Raw genomic sequence first — 12141 nt, 5'->3', positions numbered from 1 at the left:
GCCTTACCATATAAGATTCTTGCCTTACTTTAACCATCTTTAAAATGGCACGGTTTTTACTTATATAGAAAAAGACAAATGAAGATCCTTATGAATTTCCTTAAAAACAACTTTATACTAGCAGTTTTTACACTCCTTGTAGCCACTGCAAGTTGTAGTTTCACTAACAATAGCATAGATCCTGGAGACAAAGAAAAAGAACAGTTACTTGTAAATTTGATTTCTCATGTTTTGAAAAGAAATCACTTTTCACCAGCAGATTTAACTGATGAGTTCTCTCAAGACATCTTTAATAATTACATAAAGGATTTAGATCCTGGAAAAAGATATTTTCTTGAAAGCGATTATGAAGAATTCAAAACCTATGAATATCTTATCGATGATCAAATACGAGATAGTAAAGTAGATCTATTTAATCTTACTTACGATAGACTCGTACAAAGACAAAAAGAGTCTCAAAAAATATTTGCTGAGGTAATTGAAATGCCTTTTGATTTTACTGTTGATGAGAATATCAATACTGATTATGAAAAAATCGCTTATTCTAAAGATAGAAAAGAATTAAAAGAGCACTGGAGAAAGATGATGAAACTTTCTGCTATTGGGACTTATTATGATAAGATCGAAGAGCAAAATGATGAGAACTTTGAAGGGGAAAAGAAAAGCTTAGAAGAATTAGAAAAAGAAGCTAGAGCAGAAATTAAAAAATCAATGCTTGAAAACTTTGACTTAAATGAGGACGTAGAACGTCTTGATTATTTCTCTTTATTTGTAAATGCCATCACAACACATTTTGATCCGCATACTAATTATTTCCCTCCACAAAATAAAGATCGTTTTGATACTTCTATGAGTGGTAAACTCGAAGGTATAGGAGCTAGACTACAGAAAAAAATGGATTACATCAGTGTACTAGAAATTATTTCTGGTGGTCCAGCATGGAAAAGTGAATTGATAGAGGTAGGAGATAAAATACTTAAAGTAGCACAAGAGAAAGATACCATTGCTACATCTATAGTTGGAATGAGAATAAGCGATGCTGTAGAACTTATAAAAGGCCCTAAAGGAACTAATGTAAAGCTTACCCTTAAAAAAGTAGATGGTAGTATTGAAGAAATCACTATAACTAGAGATGTAGTGCAAATCGAAGAAACATTTGCTAAATCTCTGATAGGTCAAGATGATGAGTTTAGGTTCGGATTTATAAATCTCCCAAAATTCTATTTTGATCCACAAGATGTCAATGGTCGTGCTTCTGGAAATGACATTGCTCAAGAAATAAAAAGACTTAAAACGGAAGGAATGGACGGTCTAATTCTTGATTTGAGAAACAACGGCGGTGGTTCTTTGAGAGAAGTAATAGAAATGGCTGGTCTATTTGTAGATGAAGGACCGGTCGTACAAGTTGCTTTAAAAGATAAAAGAGTTCGCACACTTAAAGATAGTGACAGTGGTGAAATCTTATGGGAAGGACCATTAGTTATCATGGTTAATGAATTTAGTGCCAGTGCCAGTGAAATTCTTGCTGCTGCTTTGCAAGACTATGATCGCGCAGTGATTATAGGAAGTAAGCAAACTTTTGGAAAAGGTACGGTTCAAGTATTTGAAGATTTGAATCAATGGGTGCGCAATAATCAATTCGGTGATCTAGGTGCCATTAAACTAACAACTCAAAAATTCTATAGAATTAATGGAGGTAGTACACAACTAGAAGGTGTTAAAAGTGATGTAGTAACTCCTAGTAGATTTAGTTATATTGATGTAGGTGAAAGAGATGAAGAATTCCCGCTACCTTATGATGAAATCCCAAAAGCAGATTATTCTAAATTTCAAGGCTACGCAAACCTTGCAGAGTCTATAGAAAAAGCGCAAGAAAGAATCGATGCAAATCCTAACTTTAAACTTTTAGATGATAACGCAAAGTGGTTGAGCGAGCAACGAGAGGATAATGAAATTCCACTTAATTTTGAAGCATATGCTGCTCGATTAGATCGACTAGAAAAAGAAACCGATAAGTTTGAAACCTTAGCTGACTATAAGAATAACCTAAATTTTGAGATGCTTTCTTATGAAAAAGCGTTGGTAAAAACAGATAGTGCTTTGGGTGACAAACGTAATGCGTGGATAAAAAATCTTAAGAAAGATATTTACGTTACAGAAGCGGTAAATGTTCTTAAAGATTTACGCATGAACAATATCAAAAATGCAAATCAAACCAAATGGAGCGTTAAAGATTAATGGCTCATAAGTCCACATCATTAAGCTCATTAGCGCTTCAAAAGTTCAAAAAGAATTTTTGGGGCGTTTTGAGCTTTATGATCATTCTTTTTTACGCACTAATTGCAGTTTTTGCTTATGTGATTGCTCCAGACGACACAAAGTATGCTAATCAAATGCATATTTCTATACACTCTCAGCCGCCTGGATTTACCGTAGACCTTCTTAGTATAGGAACAGATGAAGAAGAACCAAAATTCTGGGATTGGTGGAATGGCAAAAGTTCAAATGTGGAAGAAATTCCCTTTTCTGAAGTAAAGCTAGAGAACGGTTCCGTTTTCTATAGCCCGTTTGATATCGATGGTAAAGAATTGCCTTTTATAAAAACAAGATGGAATGTGCCAGAAGGGATGGAATTATCTCGCTTTCGCGAAAGCTACACTTCACAAAAAACATTTCTTTTAGGAACTGATAAATACGGCCGTGATCTTTTGAGTCGTATGATAATAGGTACTAGAATAAGTATTTCTATAGGTTTTATCGCTGTGCTGATATCCTTACTTATAGGCATCTCGCTAGGTGCAATTGCTGGATATTACGGCGGCAAAATAGATGCAGCAATTATGTGGCTCATTAATGTTACTTGGTCCATCCCTACTTTACTCATGGTAATTGCCATAAGTATCGCATTAGGAAAAGGTTTTCTAACCGTTTTTATCGCCGTAGGATTAACCATGTGGGTAGAAGTTGCTCGAGTGGTAAGAGGTCAAATGATCGTTGCAAAAGAGTACCAATACGTTACTGCAGCAAAAGCCTTAGGATTTAATAGCTTTAGAATTATTACGAAACACATTTTACCTAATATCATGGCTCCAGTAATTGTGATAAGCGCTGCAAATTTTGCAGCCTCCATACTAATTGAGAGTGGTTTAAGTTTCTTAGGATTAGGCGCACGACCGCCTATGCCTAGTTGGGGCAGCATGATTAAAGATCATTATCAATATATCATTCTCGACAAAGCTTATCTTGCGATCGTTCCTGGCATTGCAATCATGACTTTAGTTATGGCTTTTATGTTGCTAGGAAACGCGTTAAGAGATGCTTTGGACGTAAAAACAAGCTAAATGAGAAAGTACATTTACCCTATTATTATATTGGCATGCGCTGCGACTTATTATTTTTATCAAGATAACGGTAGCGATGCCTATTCTGAAGAAAACATACGTTTAGAAGAGATTACAAATGGTAAGGAAAATAACTCCGATGGAAGTATACCGCTTACGCGAAAAGCACTTTTACCTAGTTCAGAAAATCAAATCGTACACCACCACACGTACAGTCTTTCATACAATGAACAACACGAGCAAGCAGAATGGACAGCTCATATTCTAAGAGCTAGCGACATTACAAGTAGAGATTATAAAAGACCCTATTTTGAAATAGACGATAAAGTAAAAACAAAGACGGCGCACTGGCGTAATTATAAGAAAAGCGGTTATGATAGAGGCCATTTAGTTCCTGCTGGAGATAGAAAAGCAACAAAAGCTGCGTATGATGAAACATTTTTAACATCTAACATAAGCCCACAAATTCATGAATTCAATGCAGGAATATGGAATACTTTGGAACAAAAAACAAGGTATTATGCAAAGCGATATGATGAAGTTTATGTAGTTACCGGTTCTATTCTAAAAAAGAATTTGAAAACGATAGGAACAGAAAAAGTGTCTGTTCCTGAGCGATTTTATAAAATTATATACCGCAACGATGCTAATGGCGGTAAAATGCTCGCTTTTTTAATGCCTCATAAAGAAACAGATGCTTCTATATATGATTTTATTACCAGCGTAGATCGTATTGAAGAACTTACTGGTACCGACTTTTTTGCTTCACTTCCTGATAGTATCGAAGATAAATTAGAGGCTAGTAGTAGTTCTAAGGGATGGTGATTTTATAAGAGATCGCATCAAGAGATACTATCAAAATTAAATTACATCTGATTGAAGAGTCAAAAAAAATTTGAGCAGTATATCTTTTTAGTTACTTGAATTCAAATAATTACTTTTCAAAATCTATTTTTTTATTATCAGTTGCGTAGCGGATTAATTCTTCCTCATTCATCAGCAATTTTAATTCACAAAATTTGAGAATTGTACATTCCATGATCTCTAACGCTTCTTTATCATTTTTAGAACGAGCTTTTATTACGTGAGCCCAATGATAATTTGTTGGGTATGAATTTTTCAAGCAAACGAAACGATGAAAATCAGTTCCACTTATTGGTGTTTCTTTTGCATAAGAATATCCATTTATGAATGCAGAAACCTCATTAAAAGTTTCTCCTAAGCAGTACATTAAAGGTCTTTCGCAAATGTGCTTTATAAATTCTGGAAATGTTTGTTTATCTAACATAGGCTGATTACAAGGTGATTATCAAAATAGTAAAGTTTATTATAAAATTTTAATCAATACTCTACTCAAATCGCATCGCCTTTACAGGACTGATCTTACTTACGATTAAAGTTGGAATAATCAAAGCAAGTAAACAAACGGCAAAGGTCCCAAGATTAAGAGCAAGAACGTGCCATAAAGAAATGTAAACTGGCATCTCGGTCACATGATAGGATTGTGGATCTAAAGTAAGCGGGCTGAAATAATATTGAATAGCAATAAGACCTAATCCTACGGCATTACCTATAATTAGGCCTTTTAAGACCAGATTCATTGCATTATAAAGAAAGATTTTGCGCACGGTCCAGTTAGATGCTCCAAGTGATTTGAGAACGCCTATCATATTAGTTCTGTCTAAAATTAATACCAATAATGCCGTAATCATATTGATGATTCCCACTATAAGAATGATACCGATAATTCCAAAAATATTACCATCTAACAAGGCTAGCCATTGAAAGATCGCTGGTAATTCTTGTTCAATAGTAGTTGCGTTTAATTCTGACGGCGTGTTGAGTTGAATCGCTCTACCTATTTCATTGAGCCTATCAAAATCATCTATAAATATTTCAAATTTACCTATTTGATCTTCCTCCCATTTATTGATGCGCTGTATATTTCTTATATCACCTATGATAAACTTAGAATCATATTCTTCAAGACCACTGTCATAAATACCGCTGACTTTAAAAAATCTCGCAATAGGCTCTTGACCATTGGCATTCATAAAATACGTAGGCGCTTGTTCACCTACTTTTAATTGCAAGCGCGCTGCAATATCATCTGATATAAGAATATCTGAAGATGTTTTTTCTAAGGAAACATCTGGCAAAGCTCCTTCCAGCAAGAAGCCCTTTAAATATTGCCAGTCATAATCATTTCCTACTCCTTTAAGAATGATGCCTTCAAAGTCAGTTGCTGTGCGTATCATTCCGCCTTTTGTAGCTACTGCTTGAATATGACTTACCTCTGGAACAGCAGTAAAATCTGGATAAAAATCTTGATTATTCGAAATAGGTTTAATGGTAGTGATCGAGTTATTTCGATCAAAAAGTGACACACTCACGTGACCATTAAAGGCACTTACCTTTTCTTTTATCTTTTTTTGAAGTCCGACGCCAGTGGCAATAGCGATCAACATCACAATGATACCTATTGCAATTGCTGCTATCGCAATTTTTATTATCGGCGCACTTACGCTATTTTTATAGCTCGTACTACTTTGTACCCTTTTAGCAATGAAATACTCTAGATTCACTTTTTCTAATTCAATATTCAAATATACCATAATCGCTATGGTTGTAGGAATGTCTTCTTGTAATTCTCATGTAAGTGGCAATAACTCTCCTACATCTCCCAAGGAAGAAAAAATCGTCACAGCAGAAGAACGTTATAAGGACGTTCTTATTACTACAAATGACAATGAGCCTGTTCCCGCAGCCTATTTATTGAATGAATGGATCGGTAAACTTAAAGGTAAAAAAGTAGCTTTAGTAGGAAACCAAACTAGCGTTGTAAGAACCGGAGATACTATTGTTTCTAAAGAGTGGAAATCTAAAGATAAACTGCGCTACACACATCTAGTAGATACATTACTGGCACATGGGATAGATATCAAACGCGTTTTTGCACCAGAGCATGGTTTTAGAGGTACGGCAGATGCTGGTGCCACCATTAAAGATGGAATAGATGCAAAGACAGGAATTCCTATCATTTCGCTTTACGGGAAGAATAAAAAGCCTTTTAAGGAACAGCTGGAAGATGTAGATATTGTTTTATTTGACATACAAGATGTAGGCGCTCGTTTTTACACCTATATTTCTACACTTCATTATGTAATGGAAGCCTGCGCTCAATACAACAAAAAAATAATTGTGCTGGATAGACCAAATCCAAATGGCCATTATATTGACGGACCTATTCTGGAAGAAGAACACCAAAGCTTTGTAGGTATGCATCCAGTTCCCGTAGTTCACGGAATGACCATAGGAGAATATGCTCAAATGATCAATGGTGAAAAATGGCTGGAAAAAGAATTACGAGCCAACCTTGAAATCATCAAATGTAAAAATTATACACATGATTCTTCGTATAGCATCCCGATCAAGCCGTCGCCTAATTTACCTAATGATCAATCTATAAACCTCTATCCTAGTCTGTGCTTTTTTGAAGGAGCTGATGTAAGCGTAGGTCGTGGCACAGAGATGCAGTTTCAAGTCTATGGCTCTCCATCTCTCGTAAAATATACCAACTTTGAATTCACTCCTACGCCTAATGTAGGAGCAAAAAGACCTTTATTTAACGGCAAGAAATGCTACGGTGTAGACCTAAGAGAATATGAAAAGCTTGATCATATCGAGTTGGAATTTTTAGTGGACGCTTTCGCGAAAGCGCCATACAAATCAAAGTTCTTTAACTCCTTTTTTACCAAGCTCGCTGGAACTGAAACCCTGCAAGCTCAGATCGAGAAAGGCATGAGCGCTCAAGAAATCGCAGCTACATGGGAGAAAGGACTCGAAGAGTATCAAAAAATGAGAGTGAAATACTTGCTTTACGAATAATACCAAGACTATGAAATCATTTTTCCAACCAGAAGTTTATCAAGAGCTAGAAGTACGTCTAGAAAAAATTAAACCAGATTCACAACCGCTATGGGGTAAAATGAATGCTGGGCAAATGATGAATCACTGTCAAGAACCTCTCAAAATAGCGGTAAACAAATCTGAAAAGACTTTAAAACCTAACTGGTTAGTAAAACTACTTTTTAAAAAGATGCTCTACAGCCCCAAGCCTTTTAGAAAGAACGCTCCTACTCCACCACAATTTAGAAGTACAGGCGATTTTGATTTTGAAAAAGAAAAAGCTGAATTAAAGAAATGGATGCAGGAACTTTGGGAAGATCGCGATAATGAAAATAGAACGCCACATCCCGTTTTTGGTACTTTTACTAAAGAACAATGGGGCATTTTACAATGGAAGCATTTGAACCATCATTTTGAGCAATTTGGAGTCTAGCTACCGAAAGTTGTGATGCATAAAAAAAGCCATGAGGAATTGAATTCCTCATGGCTTTGTAATTTTATATAGTGAATACTATTCCCTAACTAAGTATAATAAAGTTCCCTCTTTATTATGAGAAACAATCATGTGCTCTTTATTTAACTCTTTTATGGTATAAGTTGATTTCTCTACACCTGACTTAGCGTCTTTATCTGTCAAAACATTAGTTTCTAGATCAACAGCATATTTTTTTACTGTTTCCATTCCCATAGCTCCAAAAGCCATATCTGTATCGGTTATAAAATTAAAAGTGATCATTAATGCAATCATCTCCTGCATCTCAGCTCCTTCGACACCATCTTTCACTCTTACTTCCTCAACTTTCCATTTACCTATAAGATCCTTGAGATCTATTTTTTTAGTCTCATAAGATTCCTCTGTCAGATAAGTATAACTTTTCTCAACACTGAGGTCTCCTTTTTGAAGTAGTAAAACCATGTCACCAGAAGACAATCGCGCTTTACTTGGTGTCAAAATTTCTAATTTTTCTCCTTTATCAAGAACTAATATATTTTCATTTGCAGTATAGGATTTTGTTTCTTCTTGCCCCATAAAGCTCATAGTATACGTGCCATCTTTTTCAAAAGTCATCCTCAAAGAACTAAACATATTAGAGACCATCTTGATTTTCTTCTCTAACGCTGCTTCATCTGCACCTTCTTCTTGTATAGCAGAGCGATCTACACTTTCAAAACTCCATGTTCCTAGATATTCCTGAGCTTGCACTGATATAGCGATAAACAGTGCTACAATAAATGTTATTTTTTTCATTGTGTTGATTTATGAACTGGAAAAGTAATACTATTATTTTTAATCATTTAGCATCGCCCAAAGTCTGTCTTTGAGCTGTGTCAAATTGATTTGTGAAACAGATGAAATAAACATGTATGGTGCTCCATTAAAAGCTCCTTCATTATCAAGTTCTTCTTTCATTTCTTCCATTAATTCTTCGTCAAGCATATCACATTTTGAAATCACGACAAATCGTTCTTTGTCCAGCATCTCTGGATTGTACTTTCTCAACTCATTGACAAGAATTTCATACTCTGCACTGATGTCATTTGAATCTGCTGGAACCAGAAATAATAAGGTAGAATTACGTTCTATATGTCTTAAAAAACGATGTCCTATTCCCTTACCTTCTGCAGCACCTTCTATAATTCCTGGAATATCTGCAATGACAAAAGTCTTAAAATCACGATATTCTACAATTCCTAAGTTGGGCTTTAAGGTTGTGAATTCATAGTTAGCTATCTTAGGTTTTGCAGCGGTAAGAACTGATAGTAAAGTCGATTTTCCTGCATTAGGAAAACCTACTAATCCTACATCTGCAAGAATCTTAAGCTCAAAGGTAACGTCAAGCGATTGCCCATCCATTCCTGTTTGTGCATATCGAGGTGTTTGCCTTGTTGCCGACTTAAAATGCCAGTTTCCTCTTCCTCCTTTTCCTCCTTCACAAATGATGAATTCTTTGCCGTCTTCAAGAATTTCATGAACTACTTGACCTGTTTCAGTATCCTTTACAACTGTTCCTAAAGGCAGTTCTATAACAATGTCTTCACCATCATTACCTGTACGACGTTGTTTTGCTCCATTACCACCTTGAGCAGCTTTAAAATGACGCTTATATTTAAAGTGATATAAGGTCCATAAATTCTTGTTTCCCTTAAGGATGATATGACCACCACGACCACCATCACCACCATCAGGACCACCTTTATCAATGTACTTTTCACGATGCAAGTGCGTACTTCCTTTTCCTCCTCGGCCAGATTCTATAGTTACTTTAGTGTAATCAACAAAATTTCCTTCAGTCATAATTCTTTTTTCAGCCGACCATTAAATTGATCGATATTTTTCTAATTTATTTTAAATTAGAATTGTGATTAATGTATGTCGTGATAAATAAAATCCAGTTTCTTTTAATAGCACTTTTGTTTGCACTATATATTAAAAGCAACTGGATCAAATATTATTCGTAAAACTTAAAAATCTACTTTTTGAAAAGTTTTACTGTGGTTTCAGATTCATCGTTTAATGTAACTCGTGCAATGTATAAACCTTGTACAAATGAGTTGGCATCTATTTTAGTCAATGTCGCTTCAGGTGTTAGGTTCAAAATTTGCTTACCTAGACTATCATAAACTGTAATACTTTTTATTGCCGTATCTGTATTTTCAAAAAACCATTCGTTACTTGATGGGTTAGGATATACTTTAAAATTAGAAAATTTATCCTCACCTGTAGATAGTATTTCGTTGAAAGCATAAGTTTGTGCTCCTCTGGAGAAAACGATATTATAAGTTCCAGCCATTGCGTTGATATCAGCACCATTAACATCTGCTGTACCACTTGGAAAACTAGTTCCACCCCAACTTAAATTCCAAGCTTTGTCTTGTCTAAATTTAACAGCTCCAGTAGTTAGTACTTGATTATCTAGTGTATAAACGTCACCATCTGTACTGCTCATAGTAATATCTGTATCTGTAGCTCCTGGCCATCCATCTGCTCCTGGACCTACTAGTCCTACGTCTGGAATTTCAAAACTATAATCCAATGTATTTAAATTGAACATTACTTTGTAATAAGCTGCTGTTACAGGTATGTTAGTTGCCCCTGCAGTTGCTGTACCAGAAGGAAAAGCGCTTCCTCCGTAAGTTGTTGTTGTACCAGCTTCTTGAAATTGAATATCACCAGCTACAAATTGGGTTACTGTTAACTCATAACTGATTCCATCTAAAGTAGCCATTTGAGGACTAGCAGCTCCATTGAGCGCTGTTCCTACTAACTCTACATCTGTAAAACCAGAAACTGAAATAAAAGTATACGTACTAGTGTTCAAGTCTAAAACGATATCATATATTCCTGCTTGAACAGAAATATCATTCCCAGAAACCATTCCAGATGGGAAAGTATCTCCTCCATAACTAGTATTCCATTGTTGGTTTTCTCTAAATTTTGCTGCTCCGGTAGTAAGAGTAAGCGCATTTATGGAGTGTGTTCCATCACCATTATCAGTAAGCATGATATCTGGAGTTGGATTTGCGGCATCAGGCCAGCCGTTTGCTGCTGGTCCTACTATTCCTATTGTTTGTGCAAAGGCTATCGTTGCAAAACAAATTAAACTTAAAGTGAGTAAAAATCGTTTCATATGTAAATATTTAATTTTGAGTTGTTTAATATAATCAGTTTTTTATAATTTATCAAATTCTGTACTCAAACGTTCGGTAATAGCATCCATTTCACCAACTCCGTCAACACCGTAATATTTATTCTGAGCTGCATAATAATTCTTCAAGGGTGCTGTTTGCTTATAATAAACTGAAATACGATCTCTGATAACGCCTTCATTAGCATCATCTGCACGGCCGCTGTCTTTACCTCTTTCTAATAAACGTTCTACGAGTACCTCGTCGTCTACTTCAAGAGCTACCATTCCTGCAATTTCCGTCCCTTTTGAAGCAAGGAGTTCATCAAGAGCTTTTGCTTGAGCATCTGTTCTTGGAAATCCGTCAAAAATAAACCCTTCAGCATCAGGTGTCTTTTCTACCTCAGCTTTAAGCATTTTTATAGTCACTTCATCAGGAACAAGATTTCCTTTGTCCATATAGGACTTGGCTAGTGTTCCTAATTCTGTTCCATTTTTAATATTATAACGGAAAACATCTCCTGTAGAAATATGAACCAGTCCATATTTATCTTTTAAACGTGTTGCTTGAGTTCCTTTTCCTGCTCCTGGAGGACCGAATAATACAATATTTTTCATGCGTTCTGTTTGTACGTAAAGTTCGGGCAAGTTGCGCCCTAAATTATTATAATCCATGCCGTATCCTACGACAAATTTATCTTCAATATTTTTTCCTACATAATCTATTTTCAACTCTTGATTATAGACTTCTGGTTTTAAAAACAAGGTGGCTATTTTTAACTCTTTAGGTTGATGCTGTTGTAGCTTTCGCGAAAGCGTACTTATTGTCAAGCCACTATCTACAATATCCTCCACGATTACAACGGTCCTATCTTTTAAGTTTACATCTAGCTCGTCACCAAGAGATACCACGCCAGTAGAACTAGTTCCTTCGTAGCTTTTTGCTTTTAAAAAACTTACTTCACAATCATGGGAGAACTTGCGTGTAAGATCGGCAAGTACCATGAAACTGCCATTTAAAATCCCTAGAAAAATAGGATTCTCTCCAGCAAGATCACGGTTAATTTGATAAGCTAAATTATCTATTGCAGCAGCAATTTCCTGCGCACTCAAAAAAGGTTTAAAATAAAGATCGTCGATCTTAATCACAATGGGTAATTTTATGCAAAGATAATCATTAGTGAACAGTATGTTGTTGCAGTTTACAGCGCTTGTTAAGGCTCAAACGTTATTTTTTAATTTGATTTTAAATTCGAGTTCGAGTT

Annotated in this window: 11 protein-coding genes; 5 read left to right on the top strand and 6 right to left on the bottom strand. The window is 35.5% G+C overall.

Annotated elements, in window-relative coordinates; translation table 11 throughout:
- Positions 1-78 precede the first annotated feature (78 nt).
- From DDD_RS09655 to DDD_RS09645, 3 genes are read left to right on the top strand one after another with little or no spacing between them, the layout of a single operon-like run.
- Positions 79-2238 carry a carboxy terminal-processing peptidase gene (locus DDD_RS09655; protein ID WP_236613371.1) on the top strand — a complete coding sequence of 720 codons (2160 nt, stop codon included), beginning with the start codon at positions 79-81 and terminating at the stop codon, positions 2236-2238.
- Entirely contained in the window at positions 2238-3341 is a 1104-nt protein-coding gene (locus tag DDD_RS09650; RefSeq protein ID WP_015362654.1) for an ABC transporter permease, read from the top strand. Before DDD_RS09655 ends, DDD_RS09650 begins: the two co-directional genes overlap by 1 nt.
- On the top strand, positions 3342-4166 hold the full coding sequence (locus tag DDD_RS09645) for a DNA/RNA non-specific endonuclease (RefSeq protein WP_015362653.1): 825 nt from the start codon (positions 3342-3344) through the stop codon (positions 4164-4166).
- A 109-nt stretch (positions 4167-4275) separates the two neighbouring features.
- Here DDD_RS09645 and DDD_RS09640 read toward each other — a convergent pair whose 3' ends face one another.
- On the bottom strand, positions 4276-4629 hold the full coding sequence (locus DDD_RS09640) for a hypothetical protein (RefSeq protein ID WP_041567074.1): 354 nt from the start codon (positions 4627-4629) through the stop codon (positions 4276-4278).
- A gap of 61 nt (positions 4630-4690) precedes the next feature.
- The gene (locus DDD_RS09635) at positions 4691-5956 is read right to left on the bottom strand and encodes an ABC transporter permease (RefSeq protein WP_015362651.1); all 1266 of its coding nucleotides are present in this window, start codon (positions 5954-5956) and stop codon (positions 4691-4693) included.
- On the opposite strand from DDD_RS09635, the gene DDD_RS09630 reads away from it, so the two are divergent.
- A complete protein-coding gene (locus DDD_RS09630) occupies positions 5907-7229 on the top strand; it encodes an exo-beta-N-acetylmuramidase NamZ family protein (protein WP_041567073.1) in 1323 nt (440 codons plus the stop codon). The two genes, DDD_RS09635 and DDD_RS09630, sit on opposite strands and share 50 nt — an antisense overlap.
- A gap of 10 nt (positions 7230-7239) precedes the next feature.
- Positions 7240-7683 (top strand): DUF1569 domain-containing protein, encoded by a 444-nt coding sequence (locus tag DDD_RS09625; RefSeq protein WP_015362649.1) that lies wholly within the window; start codon positions 7240-7242, stop codon positions 7681-7683.
- A 78-nt stretch (positions 7684-7761) separates the two neighbouring features.
- Here DDD_RS09625 and DDD_RS09620 read toward each other — a convergent pair whose 3' ends face one another.
- The 4 genes from DDD_RS09620 to DDD_RS17525 form a co-directional block, all read right to left on the bottom strand.
- Positions 7762-8499, bottom strand: coding sequence for a hypothetical protein (locus tag DDD_RS09620; protein WP_015362648.1), 738 nt, complete (start codon positions 8497-8499; stop codon positions 7762-7764).
- Positions 8500-8538: 39 nt separating this feature from the next.
- Positions 8539-9546, bottom strand: coding sequence for a GTPase ObgE (obgE, locus tag DDD_RS09615; protein WP_015362647.1), 1008 nt, complete (start codon positions 9544-9546; stop codon positions 8539-8541).
- A 175-nt stretch (positions 9547-9721) separates the two neighbouring features.
- Entirely contained in the window at positions 9722-10879 is a 1158-nt protein-coding gene (locus DDD_RS09610) for a T9SS type A sorting domain-containing protein (RefSeq protein WP_015362646.1), read from the bottom strand.
- Positions 10880-10921: 42 nt separating this feature from the next.
- Positions 10922-12025 carry an adenylate kinase gene (locus DDD_RS17525; RefSeq protein ID WP_015362645.1) on the bottom strand — a complete coding sequence of 368 codons (1104 nt, stop codon included), beginning with the start codon at positions 12023-12025 and terminating at the stop codon, positions 10922-10924.
- Between the last annotated feature and the right edge of the window lie 116 nt (positions 12026-12141).

The organism is Nonlabens dokdonensis DSW-6, from assembly GCF_000332115.1.
GTDB lineage: Bacteria > Bacteroidota > Bacteroidia > Flavobacteriales > Flavobacteriaceae > Nonlabens > Nonlabens dokdonensis.
Note: the sequence above shows the minus strand (reverse complement) of the source record. Positions and strands in the feature narration are given on the sequence as shown.

Bases quoted from the DNA above. Each gene is read 5' to 3' on its own strand.
- DDD_RS09655 (WP_236613371.1), top strand. From the start codon at position 79: ATGAAGATCCTTATGAATTTCCTTAAAAACAACTTTATACTAGCAGTT.
- DDD_RS09650 (WP_015362654.1), top strand. From the start codon at position 2,238: ATGGCTCATAAGTCCACATCATTAAGCTCATTAGCGCTTCAAAAGTTC.
- DDD_RS09645 (WP_015362653.1), top strand. From the start codon at position 3,342: ATGAGAAAGTACATTTACCCTATTATTATATTGGCATGCGCTGCGACT.
- DDD_RS09640 (WP_041567074.1), bottom strand. From the start codon at position 4,629: ATGTTAGATAAACAAACATTTCCAGAATTTATAAAGCACATTTGCGAA.
- DDD_RS09630 (WP_041567073.1), top strand. From the start codon at position 5,907: ATGAAATACTCTAGATTCACTTTTTCTAATTCAATATTCAAATATACC.
- DDD_RS09635 (WP_015362651.1), bottom strand. From the start codon at position 5,956: ATGGTATATTTGAATATTGAATTAGAAAAAGTGAATCTAGAGTATTTC.
- DDD_RS09625 (WP_015362649.1), top strand. From the start codon at position 7,240: ATGAAATCATTTTTCCAACCAGAAGTTTATCAAGAGCTAGAAGTACGT.
- DDD_RS09620 (WP_015362648.1), bottom strand. From the start codon at position 8,499: ATGAAAAAAATAACATTTATTGTAGCACTGTTTATCGCTATATCAGTG.
- obgE (WP_015362647.1), bottom strand. From the start codon at position 9,546: ATGACTGAAGGAAATTTTGTTGATTACACTAAAGTAACTATAGAATCT.
- DDD_RS09610 (WP_015362646.1), bottom strand. From the start codon at position 10,879: ATGAAACGATTTTTACTCACTTTAAGTTTAATTTGTTTTGCAACGATA.